Source organism: Nostoc sp. C110, from assembly GCF_043099725.1.
Classification (GTDB): Bacteria; Cyanobacteriota; Cyanobacteriia; order Cyanobacteriales; family Nostocaceae; genus Nostoc; species Nostoc muscorum_A.
In genome coordinates this window covers 3,422,152-3,445,550 of record NZ_CP171148.1, presented here as the reverse complement: position 1 = coordinate 3,445,550, position 23,399 = coordinate 3,422,152, and the positions used below count along the sequence as shown (strand labels likewise).

At 42.2% G+C, this 23,399-nt stretch carries 16 protein-coding genes and 1 tRNA gene; 9 read left to right on the top strand and 8 right to left on the bottom strand.

Features of this window, described 5'->3' with window-relative positions:
* The first annotated feature begins 209 nt into the window (after window positions 1-209).
* Together ACFFRD_RS20225 and ACFFRD_RS20220 are read left to right on the top strand one after the other, a co-directional pair.
* Window positions 210-1,832 carry an IS1634 family transposase gene (locus ACFFRD_RS20225; RefSeq protein WP_392477555.1) on the top strand — a complete coding sequence of 541 codons (1,623 nt, stop codon included), beginning with the start codon at window positions 210-212 and terminating at the stop codon, window positions 1,830-1,832.
* A 125-nt stretch (window positions 1,833-1,957) separates the two neighbouring features.
* Complete coding sequence (locus tag ACFFRD_RS20220; RefSeq protein WP_392482917.1) at window positions 1,958-2,731, top strand: hypothetical protein; 774 nt, start codon at window positions 1,958-1,960, stop codon at window positions 2,729-2,731.
* Between the two features lie 670 nt (window positions 2,732-3,401).
* On the opposite strand, the gene ACFFRD_RS20215 is transcribed toward ACFFRD_RS20220, so the two are convergent.
* The 3 genes from ACFFRD_RS20215 to ACFFRD_RS20205 form a co-directional block, all read right to left on the bottom strand.
* On the bottom strand, window positions 3,402-4,286 hold the full coding sequence (locus ACFFRD_RS20215) for a hypothetical protein (RefSeq protein ID WP_392482916.1): 885 nt from the start codon (window positions 4,284-4,286) through the stop codon (window positions 3,402-3,404).
* A gap of 70 nt (window positions 4,287-4,356) precedes the next feature.
* On the bottom strand, window positions 4,357-4,950 hold the full coding sequence (locus ACFFRD_RS20210) for a DUF1517 domain-containing protein (RefSeq protein ID WP_190965468.1): 594 nt from the start codon (window positions 4,948-4,950) through the stop codon (window positions 4,357-4,359).
* A gap of 81 nt (window positions 4,951-5,031) precedes the next feature.
* Window positions 5,032-6,606, bottom strand: coding sequence for a pentapeptide repeat-containing protein (locus ACFFRD_RS20205; protein ID WP_392483119.1), 1,575 nt, complete (start codon window positions 6,604-6,606; stop codon window positions 5,032-5,034).
* Between the two features lie 69 nt (window positions 6,607-6,675).
* Between ACFFRD_RS20205 and ACFFRD_RS20200 the strand changes: the two genes are divergently transcribed.
* Both ACFFRD_RS20200 and ACFFRD_RS20195 read left to right on the top strand, forming a co-directional pair.
* Window positions 6,676-7,515, top strand: coding sequence for a prephenate/arogenate dehydrogenase (locus ACFFRD_RS20200; protein ID WP_392483117.1), 840 nt, complete (start codon window positions 6,676-6,678; stop codon window positions 7,513-7,515).
* 294 nt (window positions 7,516-7,809) lie between these two features.
* Window positions 7,810-8,103 (top strand): hypothetical protein, encoded by a 294-nt coding sequence (locus ACFFRD_RS20195; RefSeq protein WP_163926765.1) that lies wholly within the window; start codon window positions 7,810-7,812, stop codon window positions 8,101-8,103.
* A gap of 131 nt (window positions 8,104-8,234) precedes the next feature.
* Here ACFFRD_RS20195 and ACFFRD_RS20190 read toward each other — a convergent pair whose 3' ends face one another.
* A complete protein-coding gene (locus ACFFRD_RS20190; RefSeq protein ID WP_392482915.1) occupies window positions 8,235-8,747 on the bottom strand; it encodes a DUF3122 domain-containing protein in 513 nt (170 codons plus the stop codon).
* Between the two features lie 571 nt (window positions 8,748-9,318).
* Here ACFFRD_RS20190 and ACFFRD_RS20185 point away from each other — a divergent pair.
* Window positions 9,319-10,209 carry a polysaccharide deacetylase family protein gene (locus ACFFRD_RS20185; protein WP_392482914.1) on the top strand — a complete coding sequence of 297 codons (891 nt, stop codon included), beginning with the start codon at window positions 9,319-9,321 and terminating at the stop codon, window positions 10,207-10,209.
* Between the two features lie 137 nt (window positions 10,210-10,346).
* Here ACFFRD_RS20185 and ACFFRD_RS20180 read toward each other — a convergent pair whose 3' ends face one another.
* The 3 genes from ACFFRD_RS20180 to ACFFRD_RS20170 all read right to left on the bottom strand — a co-directional run bounded on the left by ACFFRD_RS20180 (window position 10,347) and on the right by ACFFRD_RS20170 (window position 17,184).
* Window positions 10,347-15,743: a translocation/assembly module TamB domain-containing protein gene (locus ACFFRD_RS20180; RefSeq protein ID WP_392482913.1), complete on the bottom strand. Its 5,397-nt coding sequence runs from the start codon at window positions 15,741-15,743 to the stop codon at window positions 10,347-10,349.
* Between the two features lie 932 nt (window positions 15,744-16,675).
* The gene (locus tag ACFFRD_RS20175) at window positions 16,676-16,873 is read right to left on the bottom strand and encodes a hypothetical protein (protein WP_392482912.1); all 198 of its coding nucleotides are present in this window, start codon (window positions 16,871-16,873) and stop codon (window positions 16,676-16,678) included.
* A gap of 237 nt (window positions 16,874-17,110) precedes the next feature.
* Window positions 17,111-17,184, bottom strand: a tRNA-Pro gene (locus ACFFRD_RS20170).
* Window positions 17,185-17,330: 146 nt separating this feature from the next.
* On the opposite strand from ACFFRD_RS20170, the gene lipA reads away from it, so the two are divergent.
* The 4 genes from lipA (at window position 17,331) to ACFFRD_RS20150 (ending at window position 22,121) form a co-directional block, all read left to right on the top strand.
* Window positions 17,331-18,203 (top strand): lipoyl synthase, encoded by an 873-nt coding sequence (gene lipA, locus ACFFRD_RS20165; protein WP_392482911.1) that lies wholly within the window; start codon window positions 17,331-17,333, stop codon window positions 18,201-18,203.
* Window positions 18,204-18,270: 67 nt separating this feature from the next.
* Window positions 18,271-19,200: an NAD(P)H-dependent glycerol-3-phosphate dehydrogenase gene (locus ACFFRD_RS20160; RefSeq protein WP_179072479.1), complete on the top strand. Its 930-nt coding sequence runs from the start codon at window positions 18,271-18,273 to the stop codon at window positions 19,198-19,200.
* 701 nt (window positions 19,201-19,901) lie between these two features.
* Window positions 19,902-21,152: an RNA polymerase sigma factor SigC gene (gene sigC, locus ACFFRD_RS20155; RefSeq protein WP_392482910.1), complete on the top strand. Its 1,251-nt coding sequence runs from the start codon at window positions 19,902-19,904 to the stop codon at window positions 21,150-21,152.
* A gap of 513 nt (window positions 21,153-21,665) precedes the next feature.
* A complete protein-coding gene (locus tag ACFFRD_RS20150) occupies window positions 21,666-22,121 on the top strand; it encodes a Fur family transcriptional regulator (protein ID WP_114080112.1) in 456 nt (151 codons plus the stop codon).
* 131 nt (window positions 22,122-22,252) lie between these two features.
* Here ACFFRD_RS20150 and ACFFRD_RS20145 read toward each other — a convergent pair whose 3' ends face one another.
* Window positions 22,253-23,392 (bottom strand): peptidoglycan-binding protein, encoded by a 1,140-nt coding sequence (locus ACFFRD_RS20145; RefSeq protein ID WP_179072477.1) that lies wholly within the window; start codon window positions 23,390-23,392, stop codon window positions 22,253-22,255.
* Between the last annotated feature and the right edge of the window lie 7 nt (window positions 23,393-23,399).

The window sequence follows — 23,399 nt, the reverse complement described above, 5'->3', positions numbered from 1 at the left end:
CTTTGTTTCTAAGTAGTGGTTCATTTTATTTATTGTATATGTGCAACTCGAAAAACCATCACAATCATTACCTCTGCGACTTTCCAAGAAAAAGGTAGCAAAGAGACTCAACCTAATTAGGGTAGCTATATCACTCAAACCCACATTCCGCAGGTGCGATCGTAAATGCTGTATTTTTAAAAATGACCTAAATGCTGCATTTTAGAAGCATGACAGCATCACCATTAGATATAAGAGTACAGGATATTGACCACTGTGGGATAGTCGCAGGCATATGTGACGAAATGGAACTAGTAGAGCAAATCAATCGGCTACTAGGAAGCCATCCGCAAGAAATAATTAGTGCAGGTCAAGTGGTAAAAGCAATGATTCTCAACGGATTAGGGTTTGTCAGCGCCCCATTATATCTGTTTGAAAAATTTTTTATTGGCAAAGCTACAGAACACCTACTGGGAGAGGGGATACATCCAGAACACTTAAACGATGACCGTCTAGGTAGAGTGTTGGACAAACTCTACTCCTTTGGGCTAACAGAAGTATTTGTAACGGTGGCACTATCTGCGGCTCGTAAATTTGGTGTAAAAATGGACAGTTTACACCTGGATTCAAGTTCGTTTCACGTCGATGGTAATTACACACTCCAAACTCCAGAGGAGGAAGCAGAACCTGGAACAATCCACATAACTTATGGTTATTCGAGAGATCACCGCCCAGACTTAAAGCAATTTATTCTTGACTTGATGTGTAGTGGAGATGGAGACATCCCGCTATATTTAAGAGTCGCAGATGGGAATGAATCAGACTCAGCCATGTTTGCCAAATTAATCGCGGACTTCAAACGGCAATGGCTCCTTGATGCTTTGTTTGTAGCTGATGCGGCACTGTACACAGAAGAGAACTTGCAACAAATGAAGCAGTTACGTTGGGTATCGAGAGTACCAATCACTTTGACTGCTGCTAAACAGTTGTTAGATAACATTCATGAAAATGCATTTGTTTCCAGTTCATTACCGGGATACCGTATCGCTTCATGTTGTAACTTTTATGCCGATATACTACAACGTTGGATAGTAGTTGAAAGTCAAGTCCGTAAACAAGCTGACCTGAAGCAACTAGAAAAACGTTTATCTAAGCAGTTGACTAAAGCCCAAACCGAACTTAAACAGTTATCTCAACAGCAGTTTGCTTGTGAAAAAGATGCCCAACTTGCTGCTGAACGCATGAATTGTAAGTTGCCTTTACATCAGCTAGTTGATATCAAAGTAGTTGAAATTTTGCAGCACAAGGGACGTGGTAGACCGCGAAAGAATGCTGTTATAGAAAAGCACTATCAACTTTGTGCAACACTTGCACCCAAACAAACTGCTATAGATGTTGAAGTCCAAAGAGCCGGTAGGTTTCTCCTAGCAACCAATGTTCTTGATGCTTCTGAGTTAAGTGATGCTCATGTGTTAATTGAGTATAAGGCACAGCAATCTACTGAACGCGGTTTTCGCTTTCTCAAGGACCCGCTATTCTTTACTTCCAGTGTCTTCCTCAACTCACCCAAACGGGTTGCCGCATTAGCCATGATTATGGGCTTGTGTTTGCTTGTTTATAGTTTGGGTCAAAGGGCATTGCGTCAAGCACTCGATAGAGCTAAAAAGACTATCGATGATCAGTTGGGTAAACCTACTGCTGCTCCGACTCTACGCTGGGTCTTTCAATGTTTTATGTCGATTCACTTAGTTACTGTTGCCCAAACCAAGCAAATTACTAATTTGACTTCCGAAAGACACTGGATTCTCAACTTTTTTGGTGCCCCCTGTCGAAAATATTATCTGCTTTGCTAACTAGCCTGCGGAATGTGGGCTCAAAAACTAGTGTGTGCAAATAGAAAAACCATCACAAGCATTTCCGTATAACTGCTGGGATATCGTCATGATCGAGATGATGGTTTCATCGGAGATAGGGCAAGATGTATATTAACTTTTTCATTAGTTCCATCGCTGGAATTGTGGTTGTAGTACTAGCGGCTTTTGGCTTACTGCAATGGTTGCACATCCCTGCTGGTAACTTTCTTGATTGGGTGATTGGTGGTGCAAGTTTTTGGTGGCTGTTAGTAATTGTTACCGTCCCGTGGAATGTGCATTTTCAAGCCAAAGAAGTTTTAGCAGAAGCAGCACAATCAACTGAGAAAGGAATTCCAGTCGATGAGAAACAAGTGAAGTATGTCACATTGTTGGCGAAGCGATCGCTCTGGGTTGCCATTGCTTTACACTTGTTCTCAGCCGTTGGTCTTTATACCCTTGCTGCTACTGGTATTAGTACGGTGGGATATATAAGTTCTGGTGCAGCTTTGTTATTAACGATTCTGCGTCCAGCTATTCGAGCTTATGAGTATTTATATGCGCGATTAGCGATGATTCGCCAAGAATGGAAGTATCCACGCGAAGATATTTTTGAACTGCGCGATCGCTTCTCGATATTGGAACAAAAAATCCAGTTATTAGAAGATCAACTCAACCCAGAACAATCTTATTCATTACCCGCAACTCAACAACGCTTTGCCGAAGAGACTCGCAGAGATTTAGCTCGGATTGCAGCTAATTTTGAGGAATTACGGGCGACAAATCAAACTGAACATGAGCGTTTGGCAAGAGAAGCACGAACTGCGATCGCGCAACTTTCCACCGACGGGCAATTTCTCGATCATGTCCGCGAAATTATTCGATTTTTTAAGACTGCTTAATTATTACTCTCATAGCTAACCAAATTTTAAATTTTGGAGCGTGCTATGTAAATATTCATCATCCAAAATTTAAAAAATTTCTTCATAGAGGGTTAATGAGGCTCTACAAACAGCAAGAGAAGTTTGACAGAACAAAAATGTTACTTATTTAGTATATAAGGATACTATGGTTTTCCAGAGCAAGGAAGAAAACTAAATATGTTATAACTTTGTACGGATGATGTTTGGTGAAGCTCACATAACTTCAGGAGTACTTAAAGTGAATCAGATACAACTGACTTTAACTATTGGTTATCTGTTAATGACATGTTATTTTTTAATCAATTGGTTAATATTTGCTCTACGTCATCCTGCTTCCACTCCAGAAGATAAATTTTTATCGGTTGTGATGTTTGTGGTAACAACTATCTTCTGGCCCCTGATGATTCCGATGTCTTGTTTAGAAATAGTTCAAAAAAAGCAAATAGACTTTAATAAAATGATTCCTGTTCTCTTAGCAATATTTATATTTAGTATTTCATATTATTTGACCGAATAATTCATAATTTCTGATCACAAATTGCATAGATATAAAGAGAAGCCGGAGGATTGACTTGTGACCCTCCGGCTTCTTTATGCAACACATTACTTTAACTTCTTAGGCAGTCTACTTAATTAAATTGAAAATTTCCTAACGTCGTCTGCTGCCAAAACCACTTGAGCGGCGGGGTGCTGTACTACGTCCACTACCAAAACCACTGCCAGAATTGCGTCTGGTAGTGCTGGAATTACCAGAGGGTCGCAACGTACTACCACCAAAACCAGAACCAGAAGGACGGTTATTACCTGTAGTGCTACGCGGTGTATTGCGTATATTTGTATTTCCAGGATATGACCTTCTAATCGTCCCTGTATTACGGAACGCAGTCCGATTTGTCACGGCTGCGGGTGGTGCATTATACCGACTTTGGTAGTTTTGCACTGCTTGGCCATAGCTTCCACCATATCCACCGAAGCCACTTAATCCTTGACCTGATTGATAGACAGGAGGTACATAATATTGGGGTCTAAACAACATACTACCAATTGCCTGACCCGCCAAGCTACCAGCCACAGACCCAGCAAAGGGTGCCCAGAAGTTATTTTCTCGACGGACTACAACCGTCTCTTGTTGTCCAGTTTGGGGATTGGTTTTATTTTCGGTAACGTTGTGGACGTACTCAATTTTAAAGTCTTCCGTTAGATATAAAATCGGTTGTCCTTTTTCTACCTTCAGATAGGTCTTCTTACCTTGCTTGATTTCATCATCAGTTAACCGTGCCATTTGCAAATTTTCGGTTGCAAAGGTTGGGGGATTATTGTTAAGTAAAAACAAGCTGTATTCACCAGTTGCATCGTCATAAGTAGCTTGTTGTATTTTATACTCTCCATCACTCAGCTTTGTGTTAGTAGAGCTTTGGCTAACGTTCTTAGCGGGAGGAGTAGTTTCGTTTCCCCCACCACAAGCGACAGTTGTGATACACAAACTCAGAGCTAAAAAAACGGCTGTAAATTTACGTACTATGGTCATGATCATTGGATTATTGTCCTATCTCTGAGCTTAACAATTTCTCGATGTGAGTAGTAAGTACGGACTACCCAACATATTATAAAGGAATCAATTCTGGGTAATATTGCAACAGCTGATCGCTAGTGAGTTCATCGCCTAACTGTGCTGGGGAGAAATGCACTTGGATTGCCTTTAATCTATGTTTGTAATGCAAATTTATCAATGCTTTCAATCCTTCCTTAAGCGCCTGAACGTTAGAAAGATCGGTTTCTAACTCTGGTACTTCTCCTTCATAAGCTACTGTAATCATCACAATGACGTTGCGAGTTACAGGTATAGATAAAGGTTCATTCAATCCAGAGCCAGAACTGTAATCTGGTTCACTAAGATATCTTTCGGCAGAGTCAGTAAATAATTCATTAACATAATCTCCTGCCTCGCCTTCACTCCAAAATACGTCGCCTTCGTTGGCAGCAGAAAGCCAATATTCATCGTATTGTAGAAGAGTTTGGCTAATTTCTACCAATCCTTCTCCTAAAACTTCTAAGTCGCCATCGGCATCGATCGCATCTCGTCCAGCACTATTTAATACTCCCAAAATTGGCGCTACCTCGCCTCCCCCCAAGTGCAGAAATAGGCGAAAGACTACATAGCGAGTTCGACCGATCATTTTATTAAAGAGATTGCTCATTTTTCCTCCAAAATTTTGTCATTTGTCATTTGTCATTTGTCTAATAACTAATTCCCAATTCCCAATTCCCAATTCCCATTCCTAATGACTAATATAGTGAAATCCTTTGACGAAATCTATAACCATACTTGACGAAGGTAAGATGTGTTTTGTCGGTTCATTAGATATATCATCATAAGTTGAAGCATTAAGAGCAGAGCGATTAATAAATCTTTTCCCAAAGTTGGGATGGTCATGGACAATCAATGTGTGGGCGCTAGAATTTGTTAAAACTATTTGAGTTGGGGCTTTACAAAAATTTAACTTTGTGGCTACTTCAATATTTTTTTTCGTCTGTTTAATTGTTGCCGCCTGGCTCATGGCTTGCTCTAGAAGAATATTTAATTGTTTCACAATTAGGGGCGATTTTGGCAATTTTAAATCTTGATTTCCAACAATTTCACTGTTAATCATTTCCACGACACTGGAAATATTATTGTGAGTAGATGCCGCATCTAAAAAGGGAAGAATCACAATGTAAGCAGTGGAAAATAATGCTTCATCGCTATCTACATAAAATGTGAAAACAGTTCGACGACGACCACTTTCGATGCTTGGGGGTTGTCTTAGTACCCGGTATTCTTGAGCAATTTGATAGTAAGCGCCTGCGATCGCAAAATTGGCTTCGTGTTCTAAGGCTGCATCAACAATAATGCGGATTGTCGGCGGTGTTTCGTTAAAAAAGTCTCGTGAGTCTTCGGAATGGAACTTTTGGATAATGGAGCGATCGCCGGCTGGACTAAGATCGACCCATTCACAAATCATACCTTCGGTTTTTAAACCAAACCTGGAGGTGGCGTAAAGCTTGGCCCCAGTTAATGTTGCTCCAGTTAAGTCAGCACCAATCCATTCCGCCCTAATTAATTTTGCCTGAGTTAAATCGGCGTGGATAAAAATTGTATTCGTTAAATTCGCATTGGTTAAATCTGCGCCAATTAAGGTAGCCCCGCTCAATTTTGCGCCGCTCAAGTCTGCCCACCGGAGGTTCGCCCCGCTCAAATCTGCCCAACGAAGATTCGCCCCGCTCAAATCTGCTCCGCTCAAGTTAGCATGGCTAAGATTCGCTTGTCTGAGTTCAGTATCTCGCAAATTTGCACCACTGAGATCGCAACGACTGAGGTCACTGGCATTTAAGTTAGCCATCTCTAAATTTGCTCCCGTCATGGAAGCGCCTCTTAAGACACTCTCACTCAAGTTAGCGTGGCGAAGATTCGTTTGGCGGAGTGTCGCCTCTCGCAAATCAGCACTGGTGAGGTCAGCCTCCGACAGGTCAGCACGACTGAGGTCAGCGCGAATTAACTCAGCGCGAATCAATAAGGCTCCTTTAAGTTGAGCGCGGCTGAGATCGGCTCGAATCAAATTAGCGACGTTGAGACTAGCGTTATTTAAGATGGCGTTGGATAGATTCACGCCACTGAGTCTTGCTACATTCAGCTTGGCATTGCTCAAGTTAGCTTCGCTCAGATTCGCGCCACTGAGGTTAACTATACTCAAATTAGCATCGCTAAGATTCACGCCACTGAGTTTGACCCCACTCAGATTAGCTTCCGCAAGGTCAATACCACTAAAGTTTAAGACTCCTGCTGCGTACTTTTCTAGTAATTCCTCTACAGTCATCGATGCTACCCCTTGGATGCCAACTTTAATAGTTGGTAAAGTCATAAAAACGGAATGTCAAAATTAAAAATGAATATTGGGATTTTAGGGTTGGGATTGATCGGCGGATCTTTGGGTTTTGATTTGCGATCGCAAGGACATCATATCTTAGGAGTCAGTCGCCGTGAATCTACCTGTCAAAAGGCAGTTGCTATCGGCAGTGTTGATGAAGCATCAGTTGATCTGAGTCTGTTAGCAGCCGCAGAGGTTGTATTTATTTGTACACCTCTAGCGCTTATTGTGCCCCAATTGGAGCAAATGATCGCTCATTTGTCTACAGCTACCATCGTGACTGACGTGGGTTCAGCAAAAGCAGAGATAGTCAAAGCGATTTCTCCCCTTTGGGATAATTTTATCGGCGGTCATCCAATGGCGGGAAGAACAGATAGTGGCATAGAAGCTGCACAACGGAATTTATTTGTTGATAAACCTTATGTATTAACACCGACAGCTACAACGCCAACTAATGCAATTGCGGTTGTAGAAGAAATTGTGCGATCGCTAGGAGCTAATATCTACTATTGTCAACCAGAGCAACATGACCGCGCTGTTAGTTGGATTTCCCATTTACCTGTAATGGTCAGTTCCTCATTGATTGCTGCTTGTTTGAGTGAAACTGACCCCGATGTTTTGGAACTAGCTCAAAAGTTAGCTAGTTCAGGTTTTCGGGATACTAGCCGTGTGGGTGGTGGGAATCCAGAGTTGGGCGTGATGATGGCGCGGTATAATCGTCAAGCATTGCTGCGATCGTTGCAACAGTATCGTCACAATCTTGATGAATTAACTAATTTAATTGAGCAAGAAAATTGGACAGTTTTAGAGCAAAAGTTGAAATCAACAAGTAAGGCACGACCTGATTTTGTTGATTAGAATTCAGGGATCAGGAGTCAGAATTTAGAAGTCAGAATGGGCTAAACCTTAGCTATCCGCTAACAGGAGTCGGAGATTCAGACCCGTGACTGAATTGTTGCACCACCAATTTTTCTTGTTTTGTGGGGGTGCAAAAACGCCGATTATTCAGCCGTTTTTTCGCTCAGAATTAATTCTGAATTCTGACTCCTGACTCCTGAATTCTGTTCGATAAAATCTTTAAAAAAATGCTACCTAACAGTTTGACAGTCACCAAACCGATGTACTATACAGATAAATTTACAAAAATCAACAATGGTAGAACGTCCAATCAAAAAATCGGAACGTCAGTCCCAAGCAAATACTGACAACAATTCCGAAAATAAGGATTCTATAACTCCTATTGAATCCAACCCCAAAAGCTCAAAACCGAGCCGTAATCGCTCGTCTGACAAAGGGAAAAAAGCATCCTACGGAGATGAGAACAGGCAGCAGGGGAATCCTGCCCTAGCGCGTGGCCCAAAACCCGTTAAACCTCCAGTCGCCAAAGTCCAAACAGAAGAACTTGAAACCGAATCGGAAACTATCTCTGAGGAGTCTCAAGACTAACATTACTCCTGCGTGTGATGTGGGAGGCTTTAACTCGTCGTTATAAGTATATGAAGACAGGATTTCTGCCTCCGAAGGTAGTAATTATGCCCCCCATCACCATTGGGTTATTCTTCTATTGAATGCTTTTACTAATCAATTTCTGTAACTAGCCATTGCCACTCAGTGACTACAGTGTTGGATAGGTTGAGAACCAATTGCTGTCCATTAGAGAGAGGCACATAGACCTTGAGCGCATCAGTTGTTGGCAATTTCGGTAAGATATCAGTTAAGTTATATTCCCCCACATTGGGGACGGGTGCAGTTAAAGCATAAGCATCCGATGCACTGAGCAATTTTCCGGCTACTGTCTCAATCAACAATGGTTGGGGGTGAGCAATTTCAACGACACCCGGAAAAGCAACTAAGCGTAACCGTAAATCTTTTACTGCACTGGTGTAATTCTGTTTGAACAGGAGTACTTGCCAAGCATATCCTTTTTCATCTTTGACAGATACTTGTGAATGGTAACGTAAGGTACCGGGAGAATCATGATGTTGACGCAACAGTGCTTGTGCTGACTCCACACCCCATCCACATCCAGTTAATGTTAAAAACACTATTAAGGTACAACGCCAAAAATATTGTTGAAATTTTCGCTTCATCTAACATATTTTACAGCACAATTTAGAAGCAGAGCCGGGGAAGCTCCAGCAAGATGTCAGAATTAACTGTCAAAGCAACCATTCTAGTCTAAAGACTGCGGTGTATGCTGGGATAAATAGCGATGTCTACGCCGGCCTATGCTTAAGCATATATTTGGCTAACTTGCTTAATTTAGCTGGTGTGTGCGAAGTCTGGTTCTATTGGTCAACTCTGCCTTAGCATTTCTTCTGGTTACAGTTATACTGCCATCATTGCTGCTTGTATTGGTCGGTTAAACCCATCAGGTATTATTTTATGCAGTATTTTTATGACACTTTTGTAAGTAGACAGCAAATTAGTGCAGATTAAATTGGGACTTCCTTTAGCTTTAGCTGGGATGTTTCAAGATATCGTATTCTTTTTTCTTTTAGCAGCAGATATATTAATTTACAACTAAGTACGAGTATGTAAGTGGGGAGCAGGAAGAAAAAGGCTGGGGCCTGGGGGCAGAATTAATAACTCAATACCCAATGCCCAATGCCCAATGCCAAATGCCCCATGCCCAATCCCTAATATTTAAGGAGATTTAATGTGTCTAATCGTAAATTATCGCCGTTCCTAAAGGTAGCAACTATTGCATTGCTTGCTGGTATGGGTAGTGTGGGTATCAGTCTGCTTGCAGGCACAACTAAGCCAAAAGGTGAAAATGCTAAAACAAATTTAGGTAAAGCAATGAGTGCAGATGCACAGTCTATCACCTCAGCTACAGACCAGATGAATAAAGTGCCAAAGACTTTTCAGGGAACAATTGTTTATCAAGCAAAACTAAAAGCAAATGAGAAAGTCATTGCCCTAACTTTTGATGATGGCCCTGGCCCAAAAAATACGGCACAGATTTTAGAAATTTTGAAGAAAAATAATATTAAAGCGACATTCTTTATGCTTGGGCAAATGGTGAAATATTTTCCCCAAGTTGCCAAGCAAGTGGCTGCTGATGGTCACGTAATTGGTAATCATACATGGCATCATTGGTATTTTAAAATGGATGAAGCGACTGCGGCTAGTGAAATTGACCGCACAGCAGATATTATTTACAAGACGACTGGAGAGAAAACTACTCTGTTTCGTCCCCCTGGAGGCTTTCTGAATAATGGACTAGCCCAATATGCCAGAAACGAGAAGTACGCTGTCATGATGTGGTCAGAACAGTCGGGAGATGCTGAACGTCATTCGCCTCAAGTGCCAATGCTAGTTAAAAATGTGCTGAAATATGCAAAGCCAGGTGCAATCGTACTTTTGCACGATGGGGGCGGTAATCGTTCTAAATCTGTCAAAGCTTTACCAGAAATGATTGCAGGTTTGAAGGCTCAAGGCTATCGATTTGTGACAATTCCCCAATTGCTGGAAATGCAAGCCCAAGAAGAAAGTGCAGTAACGCCAGTATCAGCTGTAGTCACAAATCATGAACATCCAGACCATTAGTTTAATCATTAGTGACAAACTAAACTATTGGGCAACAATGTTATTGTCTCGGCTGGCAATGCCATTGCATCGACTGGCAACGCTATTGCATCGATTGACAATGCTATTGTATCGGTCTGCATTAACATTGCAGCAATCTAAAATCGAGTTTCATACTGAACTTGGAATAGATTTTCATCCCCTAAATTAGTTGAGCCTCGCATCAAAATTTCATCATTGAGTCGATAAAGGACGTTATAACGGAAAGACTCATCGCTAGAAAGAGGGCGTGATAAAGAAGCAGAGAAATTTCTATTAATATTAAACACACCTTCTGCTGATAAATTCAGAACTGAAGCTGTCTTTGTTTCATTACTAGTAGTAGGGGTAGGAAATATCCGAAATTCGCTGAAGCCAACAGCCTGTCCGATCGCAGTGATAGTTCCTTGCAAACCACCTAAAATGGTAGAACTAGCGAAATTAGTCAGTCCTTGTCCTGCATCTGCTTGACCGAAAGAACCAAGAATCGAGCCACCTAGCAAAGCAACTATTTCTCCACGACTACGGCTAGGTTCACTCGTCAGTTCTAAATTTTCGCCCAATTCACTCGCTGGCCCGTCCACTCTTGCTTGAACGCGAACGGTACGTAAAGTACCGAAGTTAGTCGCAGAAACATCGCTGATTTCAGCAGACAATGGGGATTCCAAAATTCGGCTGTTCGTTGCTGATGCTTCCGGTACGATCGCAGTCAGCCGAACATCCAAAGTAGGGTCAAGTCCTTGGCTTGGAGTAAACCGCGCAGTTTGTTCGTAGCCTCGCGCCAAAGCAAACTCAGTAGAAAATAAGCTTAGTCGTCCTCCTGTCAAACGAATCAATCCTTCAGGAAGTGGCTTGGCTAATGTACCATTGATGGTCAAGTCGCCTTTTGCCTCAAAGTTCAGTATGGGCTGACTTAATGCGGCCCCTCCTGGTACAAAGCTTAATAGGGATTCAGTGGTAACACGAACATTGTCATCTAGACTCAACCTTAAATCTGCAAACTCTACAGGTAAATTGGGTGGAGTTGCTGCGGTGTTAGCATTATTATCTGGTTTAGTAACTCCGCTAGCGCTACTCTCTGCTGTAGTCACTGCGCTAGCGCTACTTTGGGCTGTAGGTGTAGCATTAGCGTTAACCTGTTCTCTATTTAGATTTATGACGTTAGTGTTAGCTTCTGTTGTAGCGGCTGGTTTTGTCTTAGCAGTATTTCCAATAATCACTCGACCATCACTTAGCCGAATCTCTCCACCAATTACGGGTTTTAAGGCTGTTCCGCGAATTACAGCATTGCCCCCGACACCGCCTTCATACAATCCTGCAAGCTTAAAGTTGAGTTTGTCTGCTATTGATATTGTCAGGGGATTCGCTGTGGCTGGCTGAGGATTGAGAATTGGCAGGATGCCTGATGCAATTATTTGCCCTTCATTGTAAAGAGCTTGAATGTTGTTAACACTCACCGTACTACCATTGAATTGTGCTGTCCCTGTCACATTCGTTAGAGGTTCAGATAAAGCTTGAGCGCTAATAGTTGCATTGTTAACTGTGGCGTTTCCATTAATAATTGGTTCGTTTAAAGTACCCTGAACGTTTAAATTTACTTTTCCTTGACCGTCTACCCAACTTACTTGATTATTAGTAAACAGATTTAATAGTGCCAATCCTTCATTGTTCACATCGGCGTTGATGCTGATTTGATTGCTATCTGGTTGCACCTCGGCAAATGGTAACGGTGTAGGTACGCTACCTGTAATCATAACTGGTTGCGTTCCTGTTACTAGTAAGGTACTGTCGAAATTCAAACGAGCATTGTTGTAGTCAAAGTTCACCTGTCCGCTTTGTACAGGTTGCTGGTTGAGAGTCGCATTCGCCAGTGTCACATTCCCTTGCGCTCTGGGATCTTGTAAACTACCTCCTAATGTGGCATCAGCATTTACATTACCAGTGATATCTATGGGATATCTTTCTATAAAAGGTTGTAAAAGTGATAAAGGTAGACTTGCTACATTCAACTTTCCAGATAGTTGCTCAGTTCCTAATTGTCCCGAAAAAGCCACCAGTCCTTGATTGATTCCAATACTCAAGGGCGAAAGTGTGACGATTCCATCGGCAAAATTGCCTTGAGCAACGACTTGATTAATGGAATATTCACCCCATTTCCAGTTAGCACCTTGGAAATTAAAGCCGACATTCAACCCAGATTTTAATGAGCCATTAGCTGTAATTCCTCCGCTCAAAGCACCCGTTAATTCTGCAAGGGTAGGTAAAGATAAGTCTCTTTTTGCCTCTACTTGCTGTTGTTTTGCTATGGATGCCGCAATCTTAGAGAAATATGCTAACTGTGTTTTCAAATCTGCATTAGGCAAACTGATCGGCTTGGTATCAAGTACTTCTGCTCCAGCCAAGGTTGGAGGCTGCAATCCGGTGCCAAGGTCTTGAAAGTCGAAGATATTAAATGCTTGTAAAAGTCTCTCAATTCTGGCTTGGTCTAAGTTAGCTTGGAATTGAAATTGCGGGTCATTCCCTGTTTGCACATTTCCACTTAAAGCGATGTTGCTATCTCCAATCCGCAATAGACCATTAGCCAAGCTAGCAGTGCCATCAGCATAATTAATGCTACCGCGAAATTCATCTGCCGCAACTCTGGCAACGCGAGGCCCTGCGATCGCAACGTCTCCCGCAACTGCATAATTATTAAGATTGACAACTAAATTTCCTGATAATTGCCCCCCTAAAGGTTTCAATTGATTGTTAGGTAAAAAGCCCCCAATCAAAGCTACAGGAAACTGTTGGGCGTTGATGAGCAAGTTATCTCCCTCAGTTCTACCTGTAGTAACTGCCTCATCCCGCTTGACTAAAAATGAAGTTGGACGATAATCTGCACCCAGGTTAAGCGCAATCCTGTCTTGCTTCCCGGCTAATCGCAGACTTGCTCCTTGTCCTCCCTGAAAATTCACGTTTCCAGTTAAAAGCGGGTCAAATGCCAAGTTACTAACCTGAAAATTCCGTAACCGAATGTTGCCGTTAGCTTGCGGTACATCTGGAGTACCTGTAACTCTTCCATTAAAATCAAGTACCCCTGCTAACGCTACGTCTCCAGGAACTTGAAAGCCTGTATTTTTTAAGTTGAAATTCTGTGCGAGTACATTTAAATCAAATCCCGCAATTTTAGGTGCGCCTGTTGGTGGAGACTGAATTGCGATCGCACCATTAGCACTCAATCCTTGAGTACTTGCGTTTTCAACTATAATCTGCTTTCCATTCCACTGAAATTGAGCCGTTAGCGGTTTTGCCAGTAGCGCTACTCCTTGGGAAAGGCGGATTTGCCCTGCGGCGCGAATATCTGCAAGCTGGAAAGATTCTGTTGTCCCTGCTAACTGAAGATTGCTATTAAGCCGTCCTCGCAGTTGTGGTGAGAAACGATTGAGTTGAATTTGAGAAGTTTTGACAGATCCTTGCCAGCGTTGTTGTGCGAGTTGACCTTGAGCCACAATTGTCCCACCTGCCACATTCAACACCGCACCTGGTAACAGGATATTCTCTCCTTGTTTGGCAACAACAACCCTTGCGTTAGTGGGATAGGTAGCTGTAGGCGCTTGCACCTGCGCTACTGCTTGCAGGTTGCTCAGAGTGCCGGAAATATTGGCATTTGCCGATACATTCCCAATGGTAATGCCGGGTGAGGATTTGTATGCTCGTGCGATCGCATCCCCTGGTAAATTTTGGGCTTGGACATTCAACGCCACCCTACCTTGAGGTGCAAGCTGAAGTTGACCGCTAGCTATTACTTGCCCTCCCACCTCTGGATTTGCTTGAACGCGAGCAACATTGACATTTAAAGGTGTACCTAGCGATCCAGAAACTTTAGCGTTCGCAGATATACCACCAAGATTTAGAGGAGTTGAAATATTGTAACCTTGAGCGATCGCATTTCCTGGTAAACCTTGAGCTTCAATACCTATATCTACTTGACCTTGGGGAGCGAGTTGAATTTGACCACTGGCTGTAATTTGCCCCCCTGTTGGCGGCGTTACCTGAACACTGGAAACATTAAGGTTCAACGGCTGTTTGCCAAGTGAGCCAGAGACTTCTGCTTTTGCCGAGACATTTCCAACTGCGATCGGTAAACTAACGCCATAGCTACGCGCTAATATATCTCCGGATACTCCGTCAACTTGAGCATTAAATCTTACGTCGCTTTTGGCTCCCAAATTAGCTTGACCGCCTCCTGTGATTTGACCACCGGCTGCGGGGACTATTTTCAAATTAGAGACAGCAAGTTGAGATGCCGTTTGAGAAACATTCAAGCGGAAATCAGTGTTGACAGCTTTGAAGAGAACGCGGTCAACTTGAATAGGTTTTGTGTTGCTTACTGTACCGCTAACAACTGGTTTTTGAAGTGCGCCTAACACCTGAATATTTGCTTGAATTTCGCCACTAGCTGGGACTGACGAATTTACATTCAATGTATCTAAAATATTTTTAGCACTAACTGGTTTTATCTGAGCAGAGACATTAAAACCAGTTTGAGTATTAATTGTTCCATTAGCCAGAATGGGAATTTTGCCAAAGCTCGTACTCAAATTTTCTAAAGCAACTGTCTGACCTTGAAATGAAAATCTTCCATTAAAATTAGAAATTTGCTGAGGGATATTTTTAATTTTGGCAGTGATTTGATTAGCAGTAGCCGTTCCTGTAATTGCTATATCTGATAGTTTGGGTGGAATCTGAAGCGCTAAGTCAGCATTTAAATACCCTGCTTGCAAGGCAATTGGTAACTCAATCAATCGACTTATATCAGATGCTTGTAAATTTTGTGTTGAAAGGTTGAGGCTAGTTATTTGAGCTTTTACTTGTGTCTCACCAGCGATTTTTACTCCACCTCCCCTAGCGAGTTGAGCATTGATGTCATAACCAATCCTTTGATTTTGATCAAAAAATCGGGCAACACCACCAACTTGATTTAATATTACTGAACCTTTAGGTTTAGTTGGTGCGGCGAATGGCATCAACTCCACATTTCCATCTTGAATCTGAAGTGTTTGCAACTCTGTTTGAATAGCACCTTTTCCTTCCCCAGCCTTCACTTGGGCTGTAACCCAACGCCCATCTCGATCCTGTTGGATGTAGACATTGGGCTGAACTAAAGTTACATTTAATACCAGTTTTCGAGTTAAGAGAACTTGCAAGGGCGAGAACTGCACATCCAAGGCTTTTGCTACCACTTGGTCTGCATCGGTTGTAGTTGCTGGTATGGATAAAGAGCTAAATCTTAAACTAGAGAGCGAAAAACGTTCAACTTTCCCTACTTTTACTGGTCGCCCAAGCAATTGTTCGAGATTTTGCTGCACTAATGGCGCTAAATCCTTATATACATAGCTTCTAGCCCACCAAGCACCGACTGCAATTCCTACCAGCAAAATGACACCGAGAGCCAAACTGGTACGTCCTAAGAGGAGGAGCCATAAACGAGGATTAGATGGTTCCTGATTATTTTTTGAATTTGGAGAGCGCGTCATTATCGTTACTAGTACCAGTACTTTTTTCTGGAGTGAGCCGAGAGACAGGCTAGTACCGCAAGGCGGAATTAAAAATTAAAAATTAAAAATTAAAAATGAATACAGCATAGGCATTTCGTTGATTTGGAAAGGGTGGTTTATTTACGCCGTGCTGTACTAGCCTCAGTTGTATCAGTAAGTTACAAACTATGGTTTCATAATATGAAGACTTTCGCAAGAACTTTGCGGCAGGCTACTTCTATTCTCCAGGAGAAGCTGCCCCAATGAGACGCTTTGTAAATGTTTCATATTATTCCATAATCTTGCATAATTCCTGAATATATTTTGTGATAACTCCTGTATATACAACCCTGGTTAGAAAATTAAAACTCTGTATAATCTAACTTAATATAGATGACAGAAAGTAACTTTAAATTTAAGGGTAATCTAGAGTTGAATGAAATTCCTGAAGCTAGATTTAAATTCCCCGTTCTTGAAGAAGTCGGGCATTTGGGCAGCAATTTTACTCAATTAATACTAATTTTATGTATACTGAATTAGGCTGAATCTATTTAGACAAATTATGGATTACAGCTTAATCATGGTGGTTTAAATAATTGAAAAAAGTTAGCTTATTTTTATTTAGAAAAAAACTTATAGTTGATTAATGCACCCAGCTAGAAAGGTAAAATGAGGCATCTATCTTTATTCAGTAATGGGATGCGAATGTCTACGACAAACTACGTGAACGCACTTACAAAAACCCAGATAATTTTATCCACTAATTCATCAAGTAAAAATTGAGATTCCGGCGGTGCTACTACACATCAACACGCCGGAACTATATCAAGAAAAACTGTTTAGTCTTAGACAGCAACAATTACTAACAAGATTATTGGCTTATCTAAAAATTTAGAAACCTGAGCTTTTAGATTACTCCATCGCCAACCCGATCATTGCTCGCTTGAATCATCAATCATTTCTGGTACTAAAGCTGGGTTACTCTTGCGTTCTTCTGGCGATTGCTCCCGAATAACATCGTCGATTCTCGCAGGGTGTTTGATTTTGTCCAGTAGTTCTGGACTTAGTTGCGTCGGTTCACCTTCTGGATTCGATTTTTCAGCTTGACTAGGAACTGTTTCCTTATTCATCACTATTTCCTAAAACTTATACGCCAAGCTTAAGTCCTTCTGTGGTGAGCCATACACTATCTTGAGACTTATTTCACGCAGTGGTAGGTAACAAGTTCTGTTAATCTTTGGGTTGCCGATTGTCTAAAACTCTATGAGTTTAGTAGCGATCGCGTGCCTTGTGTAGTCCAAGAAATTCAGCTACATTAAGTCCATAGAAAAACAGTTGACAAATAATTTGTCGCTCTACAAAAAAAATCGGGATGACTGGATTCGAACCAGCGGCCCCTTCGTCCCGAACGAAGTGCGCTACCAAGCTGCGCCACATCCCGCCATAAAAATGGCATTGTAAATTAAGAATATCACAACCCGTGCCAAATGACAGAATTACATCTATATATATGAATATATGATCGCTTCACCCAAGGCTTTGCTTGCTACGATTAAATTTGTATAACTCTAGTGGTAAAAGCGGATTGTGACTGTAAAACCAGACTGGTTGCGGGTAAAAGCACCTCAGCGTGAGCGCATCGGTAACGTTAAAGACATTTTGCGGGATTTATCCCTCAATACAGTTTGTGAGGAAGCATCCTGTCCGAATATTGGCGAATGCTTCAATGCCGGTACTGCTACGTTTTTGATTATGGGCCCGGCTTGTACACGCGCTTGTCCCTACTGCGATATTGATTTTGAGAAAAAACCGAAACCACTAGATCCTACTGAACCTGCACGGCTAGCAGAAGCTGTTCGCCGCATGAACCTTAATCATGTAGTAATCACTTCTGTAAATCGAGATGACTTGTTTGATGGTGGTGCATCTCAGTTTGTAGCGTGTATTGATGCGGTTCACTCTGTTTCACCTAACACCACAATTGAGGTGCTAATTCCTGACTTGTGCGGTAATTGGAATGCTTTAGAGTTGATTCTACAAGCAGCGCCAGAGGTATTAAACCACAATACCGAAACTGTTCCACGCCTGTATCGCCGGGTGCGCCCCCAAGGAAACTACGATCGCACATTAGAATTATTACAGCGAACTCGCCAACTCTCTCCTAGCACATACACCAAATCCGGGATCATGGTTGGACTCGGTGAAACTGATGCCGAAATTCGTCAAGTCATGCAAGACTTACGAAACGTAGATTGCGACATTTTGACAATTGGGCAATATCTCCAACCCAGTCAAAAACATTTACAAGTAAATGAATTTATCAACCCAGAACAATTTGCTGCTTGGAAGACATTCGGCGAAGAAATCGGATTTTTACAAATTGTTTCTTCTCCATTGACAAGAAGCTCATATCATGCAGAACAAGTCAGGGAATTAATGGAACGTTATCCTCGGAGCTAATTTTAGATTTTAGATTTTAGATTGCTAAGAGAATGGGGTGATTGGGTGATGGGGAGAATGGTGATTAATGACTAATTCAAAATCTGTAGCAATTCTGGGTGCGGGTGCCTGGGGTGCATCTCTGGCAAATCTCGCCGCAGCGAATGGTCATCAGGTGCGCGTGTGGTCGCGTCAAGGTTCCCAAACTCTCCAAGCAGTGTTAGAAGATGCCCAAATAATCCTATCCGCTATCTCAATGATTGGTGTGAGAGATGTTGCTTCCCAAGTCAAGTCTTTCCCCCTTTCTCCAGAGACGATTTTTGTGACGGCGACCAAAGGCTTAGATCCCCAAACCACTTGCACGCCGTCGCAAATTTGGCAAACAGTATTCCCTAACCATGCAGTGGTTGTTTTATCTGGGCCTAATTTATCTAAAGAAATTCAACTAGAGTTACCAGCAGCAACGGTGGTAGCCAGTAATATTCCCAGGGCTGCGGAAGTAGTGCAGTTAGTATTTTCTTCTCATCGTTTCCGGGTATATACCAATCCTGACCCCTTGGGGGTGGAACTGGGGGGAACGCTAAAAAATGTGATTGCGATCGCAGCTGGTGTGTGCGATGGTTTACATCTAGGAACCAATGCCAAAGCTGCTTTAGTCACCCGTGGACTTACAGAAATGGTTCGCATCGGTAATGACTGGGGTGCAAAGACGGAAACATTTTATGGATTATCGGGTCTTGGAGACTTGTTAGCAACCTGCAATAGTCCCTTAAGCCGCAATTACCAAGTCGGCTACCAGCTAGCTGGTGGTAAGACACTTAAAGAAACTCTTGCAAATTTACAAGGAACAGCCGAAGGAGTGAACACTTGCCAGGTTTTGATGCAACGAGCCAAGCAACAAAACATTCCAGTTCCAATTACTGAGCAAGTTTATCGGTTACTTCAGGGAGAAATCACACCCCGACAAGCGCTTGATGAACTGATGCTACGAGATATCAAGCCAGAGTACAACTACTAGCTAGTAGTCTGTCAAATCAACTTACTGGCTAAATAAGTTCGTAGTAAGGACTTTAGTCCTTATATTAAGCACTGAAGTCCTTACTACATACCAGGACTTCCTTAGCTTGATGGACTACTAGTTAGTAGTCTGTCAAGTTTAAATTGCACGTCAAGACTGACATACAAGACGACGCAGGAACACGGAGAGAGTATTTAATAACTTTCCTACGTTTTATATCTCCGTATCGATAGGATTTTTGCCGTTAATACTAATCACTTCTCTGATATCTATTAGTTCTACTTATACCTGAATAATCCTGAGAAAAAATTGCTAAATCGTCAGGATATTACTTTTGTAACCATGTAAATGTGACTATGCCAATTATAAAGATGACATTCACTGAAGGATGTTTATACTGTGTTACAAAAGTTACTATCACAACCCACCAAGGTTGAAATGTTAACTAAGTAGTTGAAATATTGAAAGCCTAGCTGCCGATTTAAATAGCTATTGGTTAAATCAAAAATTTAGCAGCCGATTAAGTCCAGTAATACTGTATCCAATAAAACCATTACAGTTAATTTCTAAAAAAATTGTAATGGAACCTTCAACTATGTTAGTTCATCGTTAATCGCGGGAACAATAGCAACAGTTGAATAGCTGACCGTAATCTAAGCTGACCGAAATCTATTGTTACCTGGAGCCATTGAGACGATCTTATGCCAGCAACATCTTTTTATGCAGACGCACCCTACAACACCAAAAAGTCCCGCCAGGCTTTGGACTCGGATCTCACGGTTGATGACAGTGAGTTATCGGTAGATGACCTACAGGAGCTAGAACTGGCTTCTGTTGACAATGCTAACTTTGCTGCTAGTAGTAACCGTCGGAGTACAGACCTAGTACGTCTATATCTTCAAGAAATTGGTCGGGTTCGCTTGTTGGGGCGCGATGAAGAGGTTTCAGAAGCTCAAAAAGTCCAACGCTACTTGCGGATGCGGATAGTACTTGCTAAGGCCGCCAAGGAAGGGGATGAAGTGATTACGCCCTATTTGAGGTTAGTTGAAGTTCAAGAACGTCTTACTTCGGAACTGGGACATCGGCCGTCTTTGGAAAGATGGGCTGCTACTGCTGATATAGTTTTATCCGATCTTAGGCCAACTTTGGCAAATGGTAAACGTCGCTGGGCAGAAATTGCCAAGTTGACAGTAGAAGAGTTGGAGCAAGTTCAGTCCCAAGGACTCCAAGCAAAAGAACACATGATTAAGGCGAATCTTCGCTTAGTTGTGTCTGTTGCTAAGAAGTATCAAAATCGTGGTTTGGAATTGTTGGATTTAGTCCAAGAAGGCACACTAGGTTTGGAGCGGGCTGTAGAAAAATTTGACCCCACTAAGGGTTATCGCTTCAGTACTTATGCTTACTGGTGGATTCGTCAGGGAATTACACGGGCGATCGCAACTTCTAGCCGCACAATCCGCCTACCGGTTCATATTACCGAAAAGTTAAACAAAATCAAAAAGGCTCAACGCAAAATTGCTCAAGAAAAAGGTCGCACCCCAACTCTAGAAGATTTAGCAACAGAGTTAGAGATGACACCGACCCAAGTTCGAGAAGTTTTGTTACGGGTTCCTCGCTCTGTTTCTTTGGAAACCAAAGTAGGCAAGGATAAAGACACTGAGTTAGGCGAATTACTAGAAACTGACTGTGTAACCCCAGAAGAAATGTTAATGCGAGAATCTTTACAAAGAGACTTGCATCATCTTCTGTCAGATTTAACTAGCCGGGAACGCGATGTAATTTTGATGCGGTTTGGTTTGGCAGATGGTCATCCTTATTCCTTAGCAGAAATTGGCCGCGCTCTCGATTTATCCCGCGAACGAGTTCGACAAATAGAATCCAAGGCTTTGCAAAAGCTACGCCAACCTAAGCGTCGCAACCTGATCCGCGATTATTTGGAATCTCTAAGTTAGTCAATGATCGAGAGTCATTTGTCATTAGTGAGCCAGTGCGGTCTTCTCCCAAAGGGAGAGGCTAGCGCCAAGGGGGTTTCCCCCATGAGCAACTGGCTCACCCGCAGGGTCATTTGTCATTAGAAAACTATACTTGACAAATGACTAGGGGCAAAGGACTGATTTGATACCAGATTGAAAGCCTTTTATAGGCTTATAGCAAGTAATTTGCATTTAATTGTATAAGAGTTCCCCCAGAGCTTTGCTCAGATATCTTGAAGGTGGGGATCGGTTCAACAATTCAAAATTCACTCATCTAAAATTTAAAGTTAAGGGATGCAATCGTTACAAGTGTCCTAACTATTAACTGTATGCAAATTAAATGCAATACAGCTTATTATTTGAATTTTGATCGAGATTTTATGAATTGTTCTTAAATATTTAGCATAAATTCTCAATAGGCAATGATTGTTGCAAATTGCTCCCAAGATTTGTTATATTCTCAACTAACAAGCTTTGTTGAGAAATATTAGTATGACTGTCTACACAACTACTTCACTCAAGGCAGAACTGAACGGGCGAGGCTGGCGATTAACTCCCCAGCGCGAAACAATTTTACACATTTTTCAAGAACTTCCGCAAGGTGAACATTTAAGTGCGGAGGATCTTTATCATCGGCTAGAAACTGATGGTGAAGGGATCAGTCTGTCAACTATTTATCGGACATTGAAGTTGATGGCCAGGATGGGCATTTTACGGGAATTAGAACTGGGTGAAGGACATAAGCATTATGAGATCAACCAGCCCTATCCTCATCATCACCATCACTTGATTTGTGTTAGATGCAACTCAACTATTGAGTTTAAAAATGATTCAATTTTAAAAATTGGATCGAAAACCGCTCAAAAAGAAGGTTTCCACCTGCTTGATTGTCAAATGACAATCCATGCAGTGTGTCCCAAGTGCCAACGGGCGCTGATGCCGCTTTAGCACTTGGGTGAATAATCAGACGAAACTACTCAAATTAACCAAATAAGTGGAATTTTGAGCAGTTCGTAATTTGCTGTTACTAGAGGCTAGCAACGAGTTGGGAACTGATACTAACAAGACCAAAGCGGATGTTAAAAGCGTCCGCTCTTAAGATCCTTGAGGCTGATGCCGTAGAATTCTTGGGCTTGTTTAATCGCTTTTTTGGTGTCATCTGCCATCACACCGTTCAGCTTGCCTTTATAAAAACCCCGTTCCCGTAGTCGCGTTTGGATTTCCAGGGTATTAAATTCGCTTTTTTTAGCAGTATTAACTGAGCTATATAACTTAGCTCGTGTAGTTGGGCCAGCAACGCCACTTGCTGTCAAGAAATTAGCTGCCTGAAATCGGCGTACAGCATCGGCAGTGTAGGGGCCATAGTAGCCATTTGGCTCTCCCTCTAAATATCCTGCCTGGATCAATTGTTCTTGGATAATTCTAACTGACTCACCGCGATCGCCTACACGGAGTTTATCTCGATTGACTACCTTTTTGGGAGCCTCTTCTCCATCGCCAATGCCAATTCCTGGCAATTTACGCAATGTTGCGGGGCCAGCAATTCCATCAACGCTTAATTTATAAGAATCTTGGAACCGCTTTACAGATTCTTCGGTAATTGGGCCAAATATTCCCGTGGCGTTCCCATAATAAAAGCCTGCGATTCTTAAGCGTTCTTGCAAGGCTCTGACATCTTCACCTTCATCACCCTTAGCAAGGTAGTTAGGATTACGGCGTTGGTTGGTGGCTGAACGAACCGAACTAGTAGTGCCGGGCTTTTTAGCTTGTGTACTGACAACAGTGGCTTTTTTAGCTTGTGTTGTCGTACTACTGGGCTTTTTAGCTTGCCAGTTTTCTAACTTTTGCAGTGTGCTTGCTCCAACAATGCCATCCACTGGTAAACCGGCGGCTTTTTGGAAGCGGCGCACAGCCTCTTGTGTGGATACGTCATATACTTGGGTAACAGAAGCTTGGTAAAAACCTGCTGTTCTCAACTTTTGTTGGAGATTTCTAACAGAGGGGCCTTGATCGCCTTTTTCCAGTGCTATAACGCTGCTGACAGCGCCAAGAATAGACAAGGACAGAGCAAGGGGCAACATATACTTCCAAGCCCTACCAGAAAGCCTTTTCCAGTCTGGTGCAGCTGCTTTGTTAAACAAAGAACTGAGGGATACCAATTCACTGGGTGTGCTGTCTTCGTAGGCGAAAGCTAGGTGCAAATACGCAAGATTTTCCATATTTGTT